At 66.5% G+C, this 17,848-nt stretch carries 17 protein-coding genes; 13 read left to right on the top strand and 4 right to left on the bottom strand.

Annotated elements, in window-relative coordinates:
• The first annotated feature begins 10 nt into the window (after positions 1 to 10).
• From FHS96_RS13865 to FHS96_RS13850, 4 genes are read left to right on the top strand one after another with little or no spacing between them, the layout of a single operon-like run.
• Entirely contained in the window at positions 11 to 1,129 is a 1,119-nt protein-coding gene (locus FHS96_RS13865) for an acyl-CoA dehydrogenase family protein (protein ID WP_429592360.1), read from the top strand.
• A complete protein-coding gene (locus FHS96_RS13860; protein ID WP_429592357.1) occupies positions 1,126 to 1,524 on the top strand; it encodes a MaoC/PaaZ C-terminal domain-containing protein in 399 nt (132 codons plus the stop codon). The genes FHS96_RS13865 and FHS96_RS13860 overlap by 4 nt, the downstream gene beginning before the upstream one ends.
• Positions 1,521 to 2,693, top strand: coding sequence for a lipid-transfer protein (locus tag FHS96_RS13855; protein WP_429592354.1), 1,173 nt, complete (start codon positions 1,521 to 1,523; stop codon positions 2,691 to 2,693). Before FHS96_RS13860 ends, FHS96_RS13855 begins: the two co-directional genes overlap by 4 nt.
• Complete coding sequence (locus tag FHS96_RS13850; protein ID WP_429592351.1) at positions 2,693 to 3,844, top strand: MFS transporter; 1,152 nt, start codon at positions 2,693 to 2,695, stop codon at positions 3,842 to 3,844. Before FHS96_RS13855 ends, FHS96_RS13850 begins: the two co-directional genes overlap by 1 nt.
• Before the next feature lie 2 nt (positions 3,845 to 3,846).
• Here the strand turns inward: FHS96_RS13850 and FHS96_RS13845 are convergent, their stop codons facing one another.
• Positions 3,847 to 4,473, bottom strand: coding sequence for a riboflavin synthase subunit alpha (locus FHS96_RS13845; RefSeq protein ID WP_429592348.1), 627 nt, complete (start codon positions 4,471 to 4,473; stop codon positions 3,847 to 3,849).
• 138 nt (positions 4,474 to 4,611) lie between these two features.
• Here FHS96_RS13845 and FHS96_RS13840 point away from each other — a divergent pair, with 138 nt between their 5' ends.
• Together FHS96_RS13840 and FHS96_RS13835 are read left to right on the top strand one after the other, a co-directional pair.
• The gene (locus tag FHS96_RS13840; RefSeq protein WP_429592346.1) at positions 4,612 to 4,791 is read left to right on the top strand and encodes a hypothetical protein; all 180 of its coding nucleotides are present in this window, start codon (positions 4,612 to 4,614) and stop codon (positions 4,789 to 4,791) included.
• Positions 4,788 to 6,107 carry an AtzE family amidohydrolase gene (locus FHS96_RS13835; RefSeq protein ID WP_429592344.1) on the top strand — a complete coding sequence of 440 codons (1,320 nt, stop codon included), beginning with the start codon at positions 4,788 to 4,790 and terminating at the stop codon, positions 6,105 to 6,107. Before FHS96_RS13840 ends, FHS96_RS13835 begins: the two co-directional genes overlap by 4 nt.
• A gap of 16 nt (positions 6,108 to 6,123) precedes the next feature.
• On the opposite strand, the gene FHS96_RS13830 is transcribed toward FHS96_RS13835, so the two are convergent.
• The gene (locus FHS96_RS13830; protein ID WP_429592341.1) at positions 6,124 to 6,771 is read right to left on the bottom strand and encodes a TetR/AcrR family transcriptional regulator; all 648 of its coding nucleotides are present in this window, start codon (positions 6,769 to 6,771) and stop codon (positions 6,124 to 6,126) included.
• Positions 6,768 to 7,670 carry a LysR family transcriptional regulator gene (locus tag FHS96_RS13825; protein WP_429592338.1) on the bottom strand — a complete coding sequence of 301 codons (903 nt, stop codon included), beginning with the start codon at positions 7,668 to 7,670 and terminating at the stop codon, positions 6,768 to 6,770. The genes FHS96_RS13830 and FHS96_RS13825 overlap by 4 nt, the downstream gene beginning before the upstream one ends.
• A gap of 256 nt (positions 7,671 to 7,926) precedes the next feature.
• Between FHS96_RS13825 and FHS96_RS13820 the strand changes: the two genes are divergently transcribed.
• From FHS96_RS13820 to FHS96_RS13790, 7 genes are all read left to right on the top strand, one after another.
• On the top strand, positions 7,927 to 10,215 hold the full coding sequence (locus tag FHS96_RS13820) for a TonB-dependent receptor (protein ID WP_429592335.1): 2,289 nt from the start codon (positions 7,927 to 7,929) through the stop codon (positions 10,213 to 10,215).
• Positions 10,216 to 10,282: 67 nt separating this feature from the next.
• The gene (locus FHS96_RS13815; RefSeq protein WP_429592332.1) at positions 10,283 to 11,374 is read left to right on the top strand and encodes a Rieske 2Fe-2S domain-containing protein; all 1,092 of its coding nucleotides are present in this window, start codon (positions 10,283 to 10,285) and stop codon (positions 11,372 to 11,374) included.
• 3 nt (positions 11,375 to 11,377) lie between these two features.
• Positions 11,378 to 12,247, top strand: a complete 870-nt coding sequence (locus FHS96_RS13810) for a TauD/TfdA dioxygenase family protein (protein WP_429592329.1) — start codon at positions 11,378 to 11,380, stop codon at positions 12,245 to 12,247.
• Positions 12,244 to 13,524: an MFS transporter gene (locus tag FHS96_RS13805; RefSeq protein WP_429592327.1), complete on the top strand. Its 1,281-nt coding sequence runs from the start codon at positions 12,244 to 12,246 to the stop codon at positions 13,522 to 13,524. The genes FHS96_RS13810 and FHS96_RS13805 overlap by 4 nt, the downstream gene beginning before the upstream one ends.
• Positions 13,521 to 14,285, top strand: a complete 765-nt coding sequence (locus FHS96_RS13800; RefSeq protein WP_429592324.1) for a cysteine hydrolase family protein — start codon at positions 13,521 to 13,523, stop codon at positions 14,283 to 14,285. Before FHS96_RS13805 ends, FHS96_RS13800 begins: the two co-directional genes overlap by 4 nt.
• Positions 14,285 to 15,079, top strand: coding sequence for a creatininase family protein (locus tag FHS96_RS13795; protein WP_429592321.1), 795 nt, complete (start codon positions 14,285 to 14,287; stop codon positions 15,077 to 15,079). Before FHS96_RS13800 ends, FHS96_RS13795 begins: the two co-directional genes overlap by 1 nt.
• Entirely contained in the window at positions 15,076 to 15,507 is a 432-nt protein-coding gene (locus tag FHS96_RS13790; RefSeq protein ID WP_429592318.1) for a cupin domain-containing protein, read from the top strand. The genes FHS96_RS13795 and FHS96_RS13790 overlap by 4 nt, the downstream gene beginning before the upstream one ends.
• A gap of 21 nt (positions 15,508 to 15,528) precedes the next feature.
• On the opposite strand, the gene uvrB is transcribed toward FHS96_RS13790, so the two are convergent.
• Entirely contained in the window at positions 15,529 to 17,721 is a 2,193-nt protein-coding gene (gene uvrB, locus FHS96_RS13785) for an excinuclease ABC subunit UvrB (protein ID WP_429592315.1), read from the bottom strand.
• Positions 17,722 to 17,848: the final 127 nt, after the last annotated feature.

Raw genomic sequence — 17,848 nt, 5'->3', positions numbered from 1 at the left:
GAGGCGCCCGATGGATTTCAACCTGAATGACGACCAGCGCAGCTTGCGCGATCTGGCCGCGCGCATCTTCGACGACGCCTGCAGCGACGACGCGATCCGCGCCTTCGCCGACAGCGGCCAGCCCTATGACAAGGCGCTGTGGCAGACCTTGGCCGAGGCCGGGCTGCTCGGCATTGCCCTGTCCGAAGCGGGCGGGGGGCTCGGGCTCGGCATGATCGAGCTTGGTCTGCTGCTGGAGGAACAGGGGCGGACATTGGCGCCGGTACCCTTGACCGCGACGGTCGCGCTGGCCGCCTGGGCGCTGGACGCGCACGGTGGCGCCACGCAATCCGGCTGGCTGCCGCGCATCCTTGCCGGTGAGACGCTCGTCGCCGTGGCGATCGAGGAAGCCGGCGGTGTCGATCCGGCACGGCCCACCACGCTCGCCGAAGCGGACGGCAATGGCTGGCGGCTGTCCGGTGTCAAATATGCAGTGCCCTATGGTGCGGAGGCCGAGGCATTGTTGGTCACCGCGACCACGGCGGACGGGCCGGGCTTGTTCCTCGTCGATCCGTCTGGCCCCGGCATCACCATCGCGCCGCAGCGTTCGACCAGTGGCGAGCCGCAGGCGCTGGTCACGCTCGATCGCGCGGTGGTGGCCGGCGATGCGCGGGTGGGGGAGGGGGCGGTCGTCTCCGAACTGGTCCAGCGCGCGCAGGTTGCGCTGGCGCTGCGGCAGGTGGGTGTCGCCGCCGAAGCATTGCGGCGGACAGCGGATTATTCCAGCAACCGCATCCAGTTCGGCAAGCCGCTGGGGTCGATGCAGGCGGTGCAGCAGCGCGCCGCCGACGCCTTCATCGATGTCGAGGCGATGCGATCGACCGCGCTGCTCGCGGCGTGGCAGATCGATCAGGGCGATGCCCGCCCCGCCGATATCGCCACCGCCAAATATTGGGCGGCGCTCGGCGGACACCGCGTCACCCATGCTGCGCAGCATCTGCACGGCGGTATTGGAGCCGACATCACTTATCCCATCCATCGCTATTTCCTGACCGCCACGCAGATCGGCGAGGCGCTGGGCGGCGCCGGCCCGATGCTTGCCGCCATCGGCGCCGCAGTCGCCACCGGACAGACGGAGCCGCTCGCATGAAGGACGTGACCGTGGGGCAGGCGCTGCCCGAACTGGTGGTGCCGATCACCGCCTCGGCGATCGTCGCCGGTGCCATCGCCACCAATGATTTCGAGAATGTCCATCATGACAAGGCCGCCGCGCAGGCGACCGGCGTGCCGGACATCTTCATGAACATCCTGACCACCAACGGTTTCGTCCAGCGCTACGTCTCCGACTGGTGCGGCACGAACGCTCGAATTGCGGCGGTCGAGATCCGGCTGGGCGCGCCGAACTTCGTCGGCGACACGATGCGGCTGAACGGCAATGTCGCGCGCGTCGAGGGCAGCCGGGTCGAGGTCGCGGTCAGCGGCCGCAACGCGATTGGCGAGCATGTCACCGCCACAATCACACTCGATCGGGGAGAGACGGCATGACGGGTCCGCTTTCCGGGCAGGCCGCGATCGTCGGCATCGGCGCCACCGAATTTTCCAAGAACAGCGGCCGGTCCGAACTGCGTCTGGCGGTCGAGGCGATCGCCGCGGCGTTGGCGGACGCGGGCATAGACCGCGAGGAGGTCGACGGCCTTTCGACCTACACGATGGACAACAACCCGGAGATCGAGGTCTTCCGCAACATCGGTGGCCGCCAACTCAAATTCTTCAGCCGCATCCATTATGGCGGCGGCGGCGCCTGCGCGCCGGTGATGCAGGCGGCGATGGCGGTGGCGACGGGTGTCGCCGAGGTGGTCGTCTGCTACCGCGCGATGAACGAGCGGTCGCAATATCGCTTCGGCAGCGGCTACACGCCGCCGCCCGTGCCCAATGCGGAGTCCGCGCATTACGGCTATTATGTGCCTTTCGGGCTGGTGTCGCCCGCATCCTGGGTGGCGATGGCGGCGCAGCGCTACATGCACGAGACGGGCGCCACATCGGAGGATTTCGGGCGGGTCTCGGTCGCCTGCCGGCGCCACGCGGCGACCAACCCGGCGGCCTGGTTCCACGGCCAGCCGATCACGCTCGACGAGCATCAGGCCTCACGCTGGATCGTCGAGCCGCTGCATCTGCTCGATTGCTGCCAGGAATCCGATGGTGCCGTCGCGCTGGTGGTGACGAGCGCCGCCCGCGCGGCGAAGCTGCGCCAGCCGCCTGCGATCATCCGGGCCGCCGCGCAGGGCGCCGCCGATGACCAGCAGATGATGACCAGCTATTACCGCGCCGATATCTCGCGCCTGCCCGAAATGGATCTGGTCGCGGCGCAGCTCTATGCGCAGGCTGGGGTCGGGCCGGGTGATATCCGCACCGCCACGCTCTACGATCATTTCTCGCCGTTCGTGCTGCCGCAGATCGAGGCGTTCGGTTTCGCGCCGCCCGGCCGCGCGCGCCATTTCATCAAGGATGAGGGGATCGAGATCGGCGGGCGGCTGCCGGTCAACACCAATGGCGGGCAGCTGGGCGAGGCCTATATCCACGGCATGAACGGCATTGCCGAGGGGGTGCGGCAGGTGCGCGGCACCTCGGTCAACCAGGTGCCGGGCAATGGGCCGGTGCTGGTCACCGCCGGTACCGGCGTGCCGACCAGCGGGCTGATCCTGGGAAGCGCCTGATGCTGCGGGACCGGCTGCTGCTGTTCGCGCTGATGAGCGGATCGGCGACGACCGCGCTGACCCTCGTCGTGCTGATCCCGGTGCTGCCGCTGCTCGCCGCGCACTTCGGGAGCGGCGGCGCCGCGCTGTCGCAGGCGGTGATGACCGCGCCCGCGCTCGGCCTCATCGCCGGCGGCTTCCTCAGCGCCGCGGCGATCCGTCTGGTCGGCGCGTGGCGGCTGCTGGTCGCCGGCTTCGCGCTCTACGGCCTCACCGGCTCCGCGGGGCTGTGGAGCGATGGCTCCACGTTGATGCTCGCGGCACGCTTCCTGCTCGGCATCGCCGCCTCGTTCATCGGTATCGCCTCGACCGCGCTGATCGCCGCGCTCTATCCGCCCGAACCGCGCGCGCGGCTGATCGGCATCAAGGGCGCGCTGGGGTCCATCGGGGGGATTCTCGGCATATTGATCGGTGGCGAACTGGGCATGTTGGGGGGCTGGCGACTGCCCTTCGCGGTCTATCTGATCGGATGGCTGCTGCTGGTCATGGCACTCGCCGGGCGACGTCCGGTGATGGCGCCAGTCGTATCGGCCGAACGCGTAGCCGGGCAGGGGCTCGCCGCGCTGTGGCCCTTCTATGCCGCAATCGTCGGCTTCGGCATCGTGCTGATGATGACCAACACGCAATTGTCGTTCCTGCTCGGCGAGATCGGCATTTCCGCGCCCTCGCGCGTGGCCCGCGTGGCGGTGCTCGCACCGGTCGGCGCGGCGATCGGCGGGTTCAGCTATGGCACGGTTCGCCGCCGGCTGAACTCGCGCGCCTGCTTCGCGCTGGTCTTCGCGCTTTGGACCGTTGGCTTGGCGACGTTGGGCTTCTCGCAGGGTGTCGCCGTCGCGTCGCTTGGCTGCCTGATTGCCGGGCTCGCCGCCGGGCTGTTCCTGCCGCACATGATCACGACATTGACCGCTGTGGCGGCTCCTTCGGTTCGCGATCGCGCGATCGCGATGTTCTATTCGGCGATCTTCCTTGGCGACTTCCTCAACCCGCTGGTGATCGAGCCGATCAGCGAACTGCTCGGCCGCCACGGCGCCTTCCGTGCGGTGGCGACGGTGACGGCGGTGTCGATGCTTGCGGTGTTGATACGCAGCCGGACGGCGCGGGCGAAGGCCTGAGGTCAGCCAACCTTCGGAAACAGCCGCTCCGCCGCCGCGGTCATCGTCCGTTCGATCGTTTCCACCAGCACCACCGTCTGGTGTTCCACCTCGAAATTCACCTGGTCGCCCACGCGATAGAGGCCGAAGGTAGTCTGGCGGATCGTCTCGGGGATCAGGTTGACGGTGAACACGTCGCCCTCCTGCTCCGCCACGGTCAGGCTGCAGCCGTTCACCGCGAGGAAGCCGTGGACGAACACATATTTCGCCCAGGGCATCGGCACGCGGAACTTGATCCACATATGCTCGTCCGAGGTCGTGTCGATGCCGACGATCTCGGCGGTGCCGGAAACATGGCCGGCGACGATGTGGCCCCCGATCTCGTCGCCCATCTTCGCCGAGCGTTCGATGTTGACGCGGTCGCGGCTCAGCGTGCCGAGATTGGTCTTCTCCAGCGTGCCCTTGGTCGCGTCGAAGCCGATGCGGTTGCCGTCGATGCTGGTCACTGACAGGCAGACGCCCTCGATCGACACGCTGGCACCCAGCACGAGATTGTCGGTCAGCGGATCGGGGAACTCCAGGGTCAGCGCGATTCTGCCCGGCAGCGTTTCAGCCCTCGCGACGCGCGCCACACCCTGAACCAGACCCATGTACATCGTCGTTTCACCCGTTTTGGCATGGAAGAACTACGCTTGCCCTACGCGCGCGGCGGAAGGCGAACAAGCGCGCTTGGCCGAGCGAAATCTTCGCGTTATTAAGAAAATTATTACCTATTGATCGAGGCCATCATGACCGCTTCTCCGCCTTCCGACCCGCCCGCGCTGCCGGAGACCGATGAAGCGGTGGCGGCTACGGTCGCCGAAACGCTCGCGATGGAGATGCCGGCCGACTGCGTGCCCGGCGTGGCGATGAATGCGCGACTGCTGGCCAATCATTGGGCGGTGCTGCGCGAGGCGCGCGGCGCGTGACCGGGGTTCTGAAGATTGCCGCCGCCGTCCGCGGCCGGCAGATGCGCGCAGTCGATATCGCGGGTGAGGCGCTCAAGCGCATCGAGGCGCGCAATGACGGCATCAACGCCGCGACGCGGCTGCTCGCCGAGCGTGCGATCGTGGAAGCGCGCGGGGTGGACGAGAAGGTCGCAGCCGGCATCGATCCGGGGCCGCTCGCCGGCGTGCCTTATGGCGTGAAGGACCTGTTCGACGTGATCGGCCTGCCGACCACCGCCGGTGCCGGGATGCGGCGGGATGCGCCGCCCGCGACCGAGGATGCGGAGGCGATCCGACGGCTGTCGGCGGCCGGCGCGGTGCTCGTCGCCACGCTCAACATGGACGAATATGCCTATGGCTTCGTCACGGACAATGCGCATTGGGGCATCACCCGCAACCCGCACGATCCCGCGCGCTTCGCCGGCGGCTCGTCTGGCGGTTCGGCGGCGGCGGTGGCGTCGGGCATGCTGCCGTTCACCTTGGGGTCGGACACCAACGGCTCGATCCGCATCCCGGCCAGCCTGTGCGGCATCTATGGCCTGAAACCCAGCCATGGCTCGCTGCCGATGGCGGGCGCCTATCCGTTCGTCGACAGCCTCGACGATATCGGCCCATTCGCGGCGTCGGCGGCGGATCTCGCCGTGGTGGACGCGGTGCTGCGCGGCGATGGCGAACTGCCCGCGGCGCCCGCACGGATCGCGATGCTGGGCGGCTGGTTCCGGCGCAACCTCGCGCCTGAGATGAGCGCGGCGCTCGATCGCTTGGCGGCGGCGCTGGGCGGTCTGGAGACGGTGGAACTGCCGCAGGTCGCGCAGGCGCGCTCGGCGGCGTTCCTGATGACAGGCTATGAGGGCGGCCAGTTCCATCTGCCCGAACTGCGCACCCGCGCGCTGGAATTCGACGCGGCGACGCGTGACCGGCTGATCGCCGGCGCCGCGCTGCCCCGCGCCGCCTATGACGATGCGAAGGCGTTCCGCGCCATCTTCCGCGGCCACGCCGCCGCCGCCTTCGCGCAGCACGACGTGCTGATCGCGCCGGTGGTCTATGGCCCTGCGCCGCTGATCGACGATCCAGTAATCCCGATCGACGGCAAGCCCGCCCCGGCGCGCGCCAATCTGGGGCTCTACACCCAGCCGATCAGCTATATCGGCCTGCCCGTGGTGGCGGCGCCGCTCGCCGACGTGCCGGGAATGCCCTTGGGCGTGCAACTGATCGCGGCGCCGGGCAGGGACCGGATGCTGATGGCGCTTGCGGCAGAACTTGAGGCGAAGGGAGTGATTGCGGCGAGGATCGGGTGACGCCGAACGGTCGCACCTATCCCGTAACCGCGACATAGCGCCGCACGAGTTCCGCCGCATAATCGGCCCAGCCGCGCCGCCATTCGGTGCTGCGTAGGTCGACGTCCAGCACCGCCGACAGCGAATAGCCGTTGGCGAGGTGGAAGCGGCTGAGCGCGGTGATGGTGACATAGAGCTGCAGCGGATCGATGCCCGGGCGAAACAGTCCCTTCGCCTCGCCGGCGGCGACGATCGTTTCCAGCCGCTCTTTCAGCCGATCGCTCGACGCGCGGATCGCGTGGGAGGTGCCGACGACGCGGGCGCGCGTGTCGTTTTCGGATCGGATCAGCCCTTCGAGATGCGGGTGGCTGGCGAAATAGCGCATGGTGAAGCGCAGCAGCGTGTCGAGGCAGCCGAAGGGATCGTCGAGGTCGAGGTCGAGCTTCGCCTCCTCCGCGCGGAGGTCGGCATAGGCGCCCTCGACGACCGCCTGGTAGAGCGCCGCCTTGCTGCCGAAATGATGGTAGATCATCCGGATGTTGCAACCAGCGCCGGCGACGATCCGTTCGATCCGGGCACCAGCGAAGCCGTGCGTCCCGAACTCGCGCGTCGCCACCCTGAACAGTGCGGCACGGGTGCGTTCGGCGTCGCGCTTGCGCGTTGCGGGGGCGGCATCGCCGTTCATGCGAGCTGCGCCCGCAGCTCGACGCGTATCTCTTCCGCCAGCCGGCTGACCGCGGAATTGAGCGTACCGTTCTTGCGGTAGATCAGGCTCAGCGGCTGCGGCCGCACCACGCGGTCGCGGATCGGCACATAGACCAGCTCGCCGCGCGCCGCCTCTTCGGCGATGTCGACCGGGGTCATGAAGGTCACGCCCTCCTGCCGCCGCGCGAGATGCTTCATGAAGCTCACCGAGTTGGAGACGATCTGGGGGCGGAAGATCAGATTGGCCTGCGCGAAGGCGTCATGGATGATGCCATAGATGCTCATCGTCTCGTTGCCGACGATGATCGGATAGGTGGTGCAATCGCTCAGCCGCACGGCGGGCTCGGCGGCAAGGGGGTGATCGGGGGAGACCACCGCGCCCAGCCGCGTCTCGAACTCGTGCAGCACCGAGGAGCCCGGCGTCGAGGAAATGTTGTAGCCGAGCGCAAGATCATATTCGCCGCTCGCCAGCCCCTGCGGAAGCTGCTGGCGGAACACGCTGAACACATTGACCTGGATGCGCGGATGGCTGCGCCGGAACGCCTGCGACACCTGCGGCATCAGGTTTGCCGCGAGATTTTCGAAGGTGGCGATCGCCACGCTGCCGCCGCGCAGCCCTTGCAGCGCGGCGATCTCCGCCTGCGCGCGATCATGTTCCTTCAGCGTGTTGCGGATATGCTGGAGCAGCACCTCGCCCGCAGCGGTCGGCCGCACGCTGCGCGGCAGCCGCTCGAAGATCTGGGTGCCCAGTTCCTCCTCATAGGCGATGATCTGGCGGTTGATCGCGGTGGAGGCGATGTTGAGATGCGTCGCCGCCTTGCGGATCGAGCCCCTGCGGGCGACCTCGTCGATATAGCGCAGCAGGCGCGCGTGCAGCATGCGTCGATCCTCATTTGCGGCGTCGGATCGACACCGCGTCGAGTGAGGCCTTAAAGGCATCGGTGTGAGAGCAAAACAGTTCTTTGGGGCACCGGTGTCCTATGGTCTAGTCAGCGCTGTCGGAGTCGAGCGACAGGTCACGATCAGCCATCGGGCCAGTCATTCTGTGGGCTTGGCGACGACGAAAAAGAGCCGAAGAAACAAGTCGGCACGTGCTGGGGGAGTGAACCGCAATTCACATTGGGGTCACTTTATGATGGTCAAAAACATATACAAATCCGCGCTGCTGTTCGGCGGCGCGTCCTTGATCGCGCTCATGCCGGGGGTGGCATCGGCGCAGTCCGCCGGGGCAGACGCCGCGGCGCGCGCACCCGCCGCTGAAGGCGATGAGGGGCTCAACGACATCGTCGTCGTCGGTGAAAAGCGTGAAACCACGCTGCAACGCGCGCCGCTGTCGATCACCGTCGTCGGCAATGACGAACTGCAGCGCCGCAACGCCAACGAACTCAACGATCTCAACGGCATCGTGCCCGGCCTCAGCATCTCCAAGAGCGAAGGCAGCGCGCGCATCATCTCGATCCGCGGCATCGGCTATGAGACCTCCGCCAACCCGAATTCGCAGCCGGGCGTCGCCTTCCACATCAACGGCGTCTACGTCGCGCACGTCATGGCGCTGGCGCAGGATCTGCTCGACGTCGAGCGTGTCGAGGTGCTGCGCGGGCCGCAGGGCACCGTGTTCGGCCAGACCTCGACCGGCGGCGCGATCAACGTGATCACGAAGAAGCCGGTGATCGGCGAAACGAGCGGCGACGTTGCGCTGAGCTATGGAAATTATAATTATGCCAAGGCGCGCGCCGGGCTGAACATCCCGATCTCGGATACGATGGCGGCACGGGTCAGCGCGCAATATCTGCGCCATGACGGCTACGGCAAGTCGATCGGCGTGGCCAATCGCTCCGGATATGATCTGGACGATGCCAACAATCTCGGCCTGCGCGGCTCGCTGCTGTGGCAGCCGAGCAGCGATTTCACCGCGATCCTCTCCGCGCAGACCTTCGACACCGATCGCAACGGCGCGCTGCAGAAGAATGTGCTCGATACCACGCCGGGCGCGCGCACCGTCAACCAGGATTATCCGAGCACCTTCGAACTGAAGACGCGGATGGTCGATCTGTCGCTGTCCTATGACATCGGCGATTTCGCGACGCTGAAGTCGGTCACCGCCTATCAATATATGCTGAAGGAGCAGACCGCCGACACCGATCGCCTCGCCGGCAGCTTCTACGTCCACACCGTGCGCTGGAACGATCGCAGCAAGGCGTTCACCCAGGAAGTGTCGCTCGCCTCGCAGGCCGGCGGCCCGCTCGATTGGACGGTCGGCGGCTTCTTCCTGCGCCAGCGCGCGCTGAAGGATTATCTGTCGCTCGGCAGCGGTCCGGCGCTGACCTATCAGGGCATGCCGATTGTCTTCGCGACCTACAGCCCCTATCAGCACACCTCCGTGGCCGGCTATGGCCAGGCGACCTACCACGCCACCGACGCGCTCTCGCTCACCGCGGGCCTGCGCTATAGCTGGGACAAGACGACCGGCCAGCCGGTCAACTTCTTCAACCAGTTCGGCCCGGCCGCGCCGCGCCGGGTGACCAGCGACGCCTTCACCGGCAAGCTCGGCATCGACTATCAGATCACGCCCTCCAACATGGTCTATGCGACGCTCTCGCGCGGCTACAAGCCGAGCGGCGTCAACTTCAACCAGGGTTCGGTGCAGGTGCCGCAATCCTACAAGAAGGAAATGGTCGACGCGATCGAGATCGGCACCAAGAACGAGTTCTTCGATCGCAAGGTGCGGCTGAACGCCTCGGGCTTCTATTACTGGTATGACGATTATCAGTTCACCGCGGAGGACCCGCGGGTGAATTCGGGCGGTAGCTGGAACATCCCGCACGCGGAGATTTACGGCGCCGAGTTCGAAGCCTCGATACTGCCGATGGACGGCCTGCGGTTCGACGGCATGCTGTCGCTCGCCAAGGGCGAGTTCAAGGGCGACTTCTTCACGATGGACAGCCAGGGCGCGTTGGCCATCCGCCGCGCCCAGGCGATCGCGCTCGGCCTGCCGCAGCCCTATGTGACGGGCTATGGCTATAACCCGTCGATCATCGCGGCGGTGCAGAACAATCTGCAGAACACCAACGGCAACAAGGTCGCGAAGCTGCCCGGCGTGCAGGGCAATTTCTCGACCACCTATGATGCCGATGTCGGGGCCGGGCAGCTCACCTTGCGGGGCGAGGTGGTCTATCGCGGCAGCTTCAACTCGCGCATCTTCGATGGCGGTCCGCTCGACAAGGTACCGGCCTACACGCTGTTCAACGCGTCGGTGCAATATGCCCCGCACGACAGCGCCTTCACCTTCTCGGTCTCGGCGCAGAACCTGTTCGACAGGAATGGCGTGAACTCGCTGTTCACCGATCCGTACGGGGCGCTCACCACCAGCGTCGAATATGTCAATCCGCGTCAGGTGTTCGGCACCGTTTCCTACCGCTTCTGAAGACTTGCTCGGGCCGGCTCTGCCAGTCCCGCTTAGGGGCAGAGCCGGCCCAACAGGGGAAAAGTGAATGTTGACGACCAAGCAGCCGGTGCTGCGCAATTTCTGGTATGCGACGCACCCGCTGAGCGCTCTCGCCGATGGCCCGCGGCCGTTCCGGCTGATGGGCGAGGATATCGTGTTGTTCCTCGATGCCGAGGGCGAGCCCGCCGCGCTGCGCGACCGCTGCTGCCATCGCACCGCGAAGCTCTCCAAGGGTTGGTGCGACAAGGGCAATATCGTCTGCGGCTATCATGGCTGGACCTATGATCGCGGCGGCAAGCTGACCCGCATCCCGCAATTCGCGGCGGACAAGCCGCTGCCCGAATTCGGCGTCGACGCCTATCGCTGCGTCGCCCGCTACGGCTATGCGTGGGTCTGCCTGGGTGAGCCGATCTCCGACATTCCGACGATCGTCGAGGATGATCTGCCGGAGTATCGCCGCATCCACCAGTTCAACGAGAGCTGGCAGACCGCGCCGCTGCGGTTCATGGAAAACTCTTTCGACAACGCCCATTTCTCGTTCGTTCACAAGGGCACGTTCGGGCAGGTGGAGCAGCCGGTTCCCAAGAAATACCAGCTCAACGAAACCGATTTCGGGTTCGAGGCGGATGCGACGGTGGAAATCCGCAACCCGCCGGAATCGCACCGGGTGACCGGCACCGACGCGCCGATGGTGGAGCGCCGCCTGCGCAACCGCTGGTACCTGCCCTTCTGCCGGCGGCTCGACATCGAATATCCCACCGGCATGCGCCACATCATCTTCAATTGCGCGACGCCGATCGACGACAAGAGCATCCACATCGCGCAGATCCTCTACCGCAACGACCGCGAGGAGGATTGCTCCACCGCCGAGCTGGTGGCGTGGGATGCGGCGGTGATCGAGGAGGATCGCGAGATTCTGGAATCGACCGATTTCGATGCGCCGCTCGACGCGAGCACGGGCGAGGAAGGATCGATGATCTCCGACCATCCCGGCCTGATCGTCCGCCGCCGCCTGCTCAAGCTGCTGCGCGAGCATGGCGAAACCGAAGTCCGCGGCGATGGCCCCAAGCCGCCCGCGTTGCGCCGCACGCGCGCCGGCGCCACCGTCACGCCGATCACCTCCGCCAGCAAGGGTTGAACCATGTCCGACACAGCCACCGAGACGCGCTTCAAGGTCACGCCGATCGGCGACGGCTTCGGCGCCGAGGTTTCCGGCCTCGACCTCGCGACCGCGAGTGACGCCGAACTGGACGAGATCGCGGCGCTCTATCGCGCAGGCAGCGTGATGGTGATCCGCGGCCAGTCCCTCACGCCGGACCAGCTCACCCGCTTCGGCGCCGCGCTCGGTCCGCTCGAGGATCATACCCGCGAGCAGTTCACCTTGCCCGGCTATCCAACGATCTACATCCTTTCCAACAAGGAAGTGGATGGCAAGCGTATCGGCGTCCATCGCGACGGCATGGGCTGGCACACCGACGGCTCCTATCTGCGCGAGCCGCTCGACACGACCGTGCTCTACGCGCTGGAAACCCCGCCCGAAGGCGCCGACACCTTGCTGGCCGACATGCGCGCCGCCTTTGAGGCGCTACCCGAGGCGGAGCGTGCGGCGATCGCGGACAAGCAGGTGCTGCACAGCTTCGTCTATCTGATCGGCCAGCTCGATCCGCAGGCGCGATCGGTGGTGACCGCGGAACAGGCCGAGCGCGCGCCGGACGTCGTCCACCCGTTGGTGCTGACCCGGCCGGACGGCAGCCGCAATTTCTATCTCAGCAGCGGATCGACCAAGGAAATCCTCGGCGAAGAGCCCGAGGCCGGCCGCCAGCGCGTGCGGGATCTAATCGCGCATGCCACGCAGGATCGCTTCGTCTACCGCCACAAATGGGAAGCGGGCGACATCCTCGTCTGGAACAACCGCTACACGATGCACCGCGCCACTGAATATGACGACAAACGCTATGAGCGCCTCGTCTACCGGCTGTGGATCAGCGGGCAGGGCGGGCTCGCGGCATGAGTATCGCGACGCGCAGCGCCGGCGGCTGGGCCGCCCGGCTGACCGCGGCACCCGATGCCGCGGGGACGACGCATCTCGGGCGCTGGGCGATCGCGGTTCTCTTCTCGTTCAGCGCGCTGTTCTTCTTCGGCTTCGCCGCGACCTTCTCGGCGCTCGGCGTCACCTTGCCGTCGATGGTCACCGAACTGGGCTGGAGCTGGACGCAGGCGGGGCTGGGCTTCACCTTGCTCGGCGTTTCCTGCGCGGCATCCTCCTTCGTGCCGGCGCGGCTGATCCGCCGCTTCGGCGTGCGCGCGCCGCTGCTGCTCGGTACGGTGGTGCTGGCGGGCGGGCTGCTCTGCCTCAGCCGCGCGCAGGGGCTGGCGCCCTTCTTCGCCGGCACGATCCTGTGCGGCATCGGCTATCAGATGCTCGCGCTGATCCCGGGCACGCATGTGCTCTCGGCGATGTTCAGCCGGCGCTCGCTGGTGTTCGGCATTTATTTCACCTCAGGCTCGCTGGGCGGCGTCGCGGGGCCGTGGATCGTGCTCAGCATCATGTCCGGCTTCGACGGCAATTGGCGGATGGTGTGGATGGTGCTCGCCGCCTGCATCGTGGTTGTCGGGCTGCTCTGCACTTTGATCGTGGGCCGGGGCAGCGATACCCATGCTCAGGCCGCCGCCGCCAAGCCCGCGACGGCCGCCGAAGAGGGCTGGGAGGTCCGAGAGGCGCTGCGCGCACCGCAATTCTGGCTGATCTTCGGCGCCTATCTGGCGCAGTTGCTGGTGCTGAGCTGCGTCGCCAGCATGTCGGTGGCGCATCTTACCCAGCTTGCCATCACCCCGGCGGTGGCGGCGGGCATGCTCAGCCTCGAAGCCGCGGTGCAGGTGGGGGCGCGGCTGCTGGGCGGCGCGATCGGCGAGGTGGTCAACCGCAAGCTGCTGCTGCTGTTCGGCCTGGCCTGCACGACGATCGGCGTCTGGACGCTGTCGATCGCGACGACGCCGGCGCTGCTGCTGATCTATGCCGTGCTGACCGGCGTCGGCGTGGGGCTGACCGCGCTCTCTTCAACGCTGCTGCTGCTCGAATATTTCGGCAAGAAGCATAATCTCGAACTGTTCTCGATCATCTGCACCTTGGTCGCGATCTCCTCGTTCAATTCGCTCGCCGGTGGCGCCATCCGGGATGCGACCGGATCCTTCGCGCTCGCCTTCCAGCTCTTCGGCTGCGTGCCGGCGCTGGTGTTCCTGGCGACTCTGGTCACGCCGCGGCCGCGGCGGAAGGAAGCACAATCATGAAACCGCTTGGCGCCACGCGCCACAATCGCTGGCAGGTCTCGCCCGAACGCGTCGACCTCGTCCGCCCGATGATCGCGCCGCGCATCGTCGATATCCCAGCCGAGCCTCGCGCGCTGACCATCGATCTCGCGCGCACCGCGATCCTCGTGATCGACATGCAGAACGACTTTTGCCACCCGGACGGCTGGCTGGCCTCGATCGGTGTCGATGTCTCGCCTGCACGCGCACCGATCGCGCCACTTCTCGCCACCTTGCCCGCGCTGCGCGGCGCCGACGTGCCGGTGCTGTGGCTCAACTGGGGCAACCGGCCGGACCTGCTCAACATCAGCCCGGCCTTGCTCGGCGTCTATGATCCGAACGGGGAAGGCGTCGGCCTCGGCGCGCCCTTGCCCTCCAATGGCGCACAGGTGCTGCAGGCGGGAAGCTGGGCGGCGGCGGTGGTCGACGAACTGGCGCCGGTCGCGGGCGACATCCGCGTCGACAAATATCGCATGTCCGGCTTTTGGGACACGCCGCTGGACAGCATCTTGCGCAACCTCGGCGTCACGACATTGCTGTTCGCCGGCGTCAACCTCGACCAGTGCGTGATGTGCACGCTGCAGGACGCGAATTTTCTCGGCTATGATTGCGTGCTGCTGGAAGATTGCGCGGCGACCACCTCGCCGGACTTCTGCACGCAGGCGACGCTCTACAACATCCGTCAATGCTTCGGGCTGGTCACCACCGGCGCGGCGCTGACGGCAGCGATCGGGGCGGGCTGATGCTGCATCATTGGCGAGACCTTGGCTGGCAGGATTTCCGCGACATCGATACCGCCCGAGCGGTCGCGGTGATGCCGGTGGCTGCGATCGAGCAACATGGGCCGCATCTGCCGGTTTCCGTGGACTCCGATCTCAACGCCGGCATCATCGCCGCGGCGGCGCCGCTGGTGGCCGACGATGTGCCCGTCTATCTGCTGCCGCAGCTCCCCGTCGGCAAGAGCAACGAACATGGCGCCTATCCCGGGACGCTCTCCATCGGGGCAGCGACCCTGATCGCGATGTGGACCGACGTGGCGGACAGCGTCGTCCGCACCGGCTTTCGCAAGCTGCTGCTCTTCAACTCGCATGGCGGCCAGCCGCAGCTCGTTGATGTCGTGGTGCGTGACCTGCGCGTGCGCCACGCGATCCTCGCGGTCGCGGCGAGCAGCTATGCGCTGGGGTTGCCCGAAGGTCTGTTCGATCGTGACGAGGAGATTTACGGCATCCATGCCGGCGACATCGAAACCTCGATGATGATGCACCTCCGACCCGAGGTGGTGAAGGCGGGGAAGATGGAGAATTTCCCCTCGGTCGGCGTCGTGATCGAGCGCGATCATCAGGTGCTGCGGCTGGAAGGGGGCGTCGGCATGGGCTGGATGACGCAGGATGTGAACCCATCCGGCGCGGTCGGCGATCCGCGCCCTGCCACCGCCGACAAGGGCGCGGTGGCGGTCGCGTTCGCCGCGCAACGTCTGGCCACCTTGCTCGCCGAGATCAGTGCCTATCCGCTCGATGCGATCAGGAGTACGCCATGACGCTGCCCGCCGCCCTGCTCGCGCGTGCGACCGAGGTTTCCGCCTTCCGCATCGCGCCCGCCGACACCAATTATTTCGCGCTGCTGTTCGATCCCGAGACCGAGGGTTTCGCCAATATCTGCGTGGTCGAGATCTTCACCGTCGGCGGCAAGACCCCGCCCAACAGCCACAGCGTGGCGCATGAATTCTTCTATGTGCTCCACGGCGAGGGCATCGCCCACTGCCAGGGCAAGGCGTTGCCGCTCGCCAAGGGCGATGCGCTGCTGCTGCGGCCGGGCGCCGAGCATGTCGTGGAGAATACCGGCAGCACCAAGCTCTACACCTTGACGGTGATGACGCCGAACGAAGGCTTCGCCGAACTGATCCGTGCGGGCGAACCGGTGGAACTGGACGACGAGGATCGCGCGGTGCTGCGCGGGGCAGGCTGATGGCCGGCAAGGCGGCATAGCCTATCTTCGGCTGCCGCCCCCGAACTTGCGCTGCGTCTTGCCGAACCGCGTCTTGCGTGTGCCCGGCTTGCCCTCGTTGCTGCGGCCCATGATCGGCGCCTTGCGCTCGGCCTCGGGCAACCCGAGTTCCTCCGCTTCCAGCGAACGGATTTCATCGCGCAAGCGACCGGCTTCTTCGAACTCCAGGTCGGCCGCAGCCTTGCGCATCTTCTTCTCGAGTTCCTCGATATAGCTGCGCAGATTGTGGCCCACCATGTGCGGGCGTTCCTCGTCGATCTCCACCGTCACCTGGTCGCGCGACGACAAATGGCTGATCACGTCGGCGATGTTGCGCTTGATCGTCTGCGGGGTAATGCCATGTTCGGCGTTATACGCTTCCTGCTTCTCGCGCCGCCGCTCGGTCTCGCGCATCGCGCGTTCCATGCTGCCGGTGATGCGATCGGCATAGAGGATCACCCGTCCGTCGACGTTGCGCGCGGCGCGACCGATCGTCTGGATCAGTGACGTCTCCGAACGCAGGAAGCCTTCCTTGTCGGCGTCGAGGATCGCGACCAGCCCGCATTCCGGGATGTCGAGCCCCTCGCGCAGCAGGTTGATGCCAACGAGGATGTCGTAAACGCCCATGCGCAGGTCGCGGATCAGCTCGATGCGCTCCAGCGTCTCGGTGTCCGAGTGCATGTAGCGGACCTTGAGGCCGGCCTCGTGCAGATATTCGGTCAGATCCTCCGCCATCCGCTTGGTGAGCGTCGTCACCAAGGTGCGATAACCTTTGGCGGCGGTCTCGCGCGCCTCGTGGATCAGGTCGTCGACCTGGCTCTCAACCGGGCGGATCTCCACCGGCGGGTCGATCAGGCCGGTCGGGCGGATCACCTGCTCGGCGAAGACGCCGCCGGTCTGTTCCATCTCCCAATCGCCCGGCGTCGCCGAGACATAGACGGTCTGCGGGCGCATCGCGTCCCACTCGTTGAAGCGCAGCGGGCGGTTGTCGATGCAGCTCGGCAGACGGAATCCATATTCGGCCAGCGTGATCTTGCGGCGATGGTCGCCCCGCGCCATGCCGTTGACCTGCCCGATCGTCTGGTGACTCTCGTCGACGAACAGCAGCGCGTTTTCCGGCAGATATTCGAACAGGGTAGGGGGCGGCTCCCCCGGAAGCCGGCCGGTGAGGAAGCGGCTGTAATTCTCGATGCCCGCGCAACTGCCCGTTGCCGCGATCATCTCCAGGTCGAAATTGGTACGCTGCTCCAGCCGCTGCGCCTCCAGCAGCCGCCCTTCCGCATGCAGCTCCTTCAGCCGCTCGGTCAGCTCGAAGCGGATCGCCTCCATCGCCTGCTTCAGCGTCGGTCCCGGCGTCACATAGTGGCTGTTGGCGAACACGCGGACATAGTCGAGGCTCGCGACCTTCTTGCCGGTCAGCGGATCGAACTCGACGATCTCCTCGATATCGTCGCCGAAGAAGGCGACGCGCCACGCCGTATCCTCATAGTGCGACGGGAAGATCTCGAGGCTGTCGCCGCGCACGCGGAAGGTGCCGCGGGTGAAGGCGGCGTCGTTGCGCTTGTATTGCAGCGCCACCAGCTTTCGGACGATCTCGCGCTGGTCGACGGTCTGGCCCTTCTTGAGGTCGAAGATCATCGCCGAATAGGTCTCGACCGATCCGATGCCGTAGAGGCAGGAGACCGAGGCGACGATCAGCACGTCGTCCCGCTCCAGCAGTGAGCGCGTCGCCGAGTGGCGCATGCGGTCGATCGCCTCGTTCACCGAGCTTTCCTTCTCGATGTAGGTGTCGGACCGCGGCACATAGGCCTCGGGCTGGTAATAATCATAATAGCTGACGAAATATTCGACCGCATTCTCGGGGAAGAAGCTCTTGAACTCGCCATAGAGCTGCGCCGCGAGGATCTTGTTGGGCGCCAGCACCAGCGCTGGGCGCTGCAACGTCTGGATCACCTTCGCCATGGTGAAGGTCTTGCCCGATCCGGTGACGCCCAGTAGCACCTGGTCGCGCTCGCCCTGCTGCGCCTGTCCGACCAATTCGGCGATCGCTGTCGGCTGGTCACCGGATGGCTCATAGTCCGACACCAGCTTGAACGGCTTGCCGCCCTCGGTTTTTTCGGGGCGCGGCGGGCGGTGGGGAATGAAGCTCTGCCCGGTATCGGGCTCTTCGAGCGTGGTGCGGATCTGAATCGCCATAATGGCAATATGGGTGCCCGTGTACCGCACCGCAATCATGGCGCGGCGTGCGGCCGCGGCGTCAAGCCGGTAAGGACGCCTTGAGCATATCTGACCTACGATGACGACGCCGGGCTACGAAAACGTC

Source organism: Sphingomonas zeicaulis (genome assembly GCF_050433225.1).
In the GTDB taxonomy this organism is placed as follows: Bacteria; Pseudomonadota; Alphaproteobacteria; order Sphingomonadales; family Sphingomonadaceae; genus Sphingomonas_D; species Sphingomonas_D zeicaulis.
The sequence above is the reverse complement of the archived record's forward strand: the minus strand, read 5'-3'. Positions and strand labels throughout refer to the sequence as shown.

Excerpts from the sequence above, each read along its gene's own strand:
- FHS96_RS13800 (WP_429592324.1), top strand. The coding sequence starts at position 13,521 with ATGAAACCGCTTGGCGCCACGCGCCACAATCGCTGGCAGGTCTCGCCC.
- FHS96_RS13850 (WP_429592351.1), top strand. The coding sequence starts at position 2,693 with ATGCTGCGGGACCGGCTGCTGCTGTTCGCGCTGATGAGCGGATCGGCG.
- FHS96_RS13820 (WP_429592335.1), top strand. The coding sequence starts at position 7,927 with ATGGTCAAAAACATATACAAATCCGCGCTGCTGTTCGGCGGCGCGTCC.
- FHS96_RS13860 (WP_429592357.1), top strand. The coding sequence starts at position 1,126 with ATGAAGGACGTGACCGTGGGGCAGGCGCTGCCCGAACTGGTGGTGCCG.
- FHS96_RS13840 (WP_429592346.1), top strand. The coding sequence starts at position 4,612 with ATGACCGCTTCTCCGCCTTCCGACCCGCCCGCGCTGCCGGAGACCGAT.
- uvrB (WP_429592315.1), bottom strand. The coding sequence starts at position 17,721 with ATGGCGATTCAGATCCGCACCACGCTCGAAGAGCCCGATACCGGGCAG.
- FHS96_RS13805 (WP_429592327.1), top strand. The coding sequence starts at position 12,244 with ATGAGTATCGCGACGCGCAGCGCCGGCGGCTGGGCCGCCCGGCTGACC.
- FHS96_RS13795 (WP_429592321.1), top strand. The coding sequence starts at position 14,285 with ATGCTGCATCATTGGCGAGACCTTGGCTGGCAGGATTTCCGCGACATC.
- FHS96_RS13855 (WP_429592354.1), top strand. The coding sequence starts at position 1,521 with ATGACGGGTCCGCTTTCCGGGCAGGCCGCGATCGTCGGCATCGGCGCC.
- FHS96_RS13845 (WP_429592348.1), bottom strand. The coding sequence starts at position 4,473 with ATGGGTCTGGTTCAGGGTGTGGCGCGCGTCGCGAGGGCTGAAACGCTG.
- FHS96_RS13825 (WP_429592338.1), bottom strand. The coding sequence starts at position 7,670 with ATGCTGCACGCGCGCCTGCTGCGCTATATCGACGAGGTCGCCCGCAGG.
- FHS96_RS13830 (WP_429592341.1), bottom strand. The coding sequence starts at position 6,771 with ATGAACGGCGATGCCGCCCCCGCAACGCGCAAGCGCGACGCCGAACGC.
- FHS96_RS13815 (WP_429592332.1), top strand. The coding sequence starts at position 10,283 with ATGTTGACGACCAAGCAGCCGGTGCTGCGCAATTTCTGGTATGCGACG.
- FHS96_RS13790 (WP_429592318.1), top strand. The coding sequence starts at position 15,076 with ATGACGCTGCCCGCCGCCCTGCTCGCGCGTGCGACCGAGGTTTCCGCC.
- FHS96_RS13865 (WP_429592360.1), top strand. The coding sequence starts at position 11 with ATGGATTTCAACCTGAATGACGACCAGCGCAGCTTGCGCGATCTGGCC.
- FHS96_RS13810 (WP_429592329.1), top strand. The coding sequence starts at position 11,378 with ATGTCCGACACAGCCACCGAGACGCGCTTCAAGGTCACGCCGATCGGC.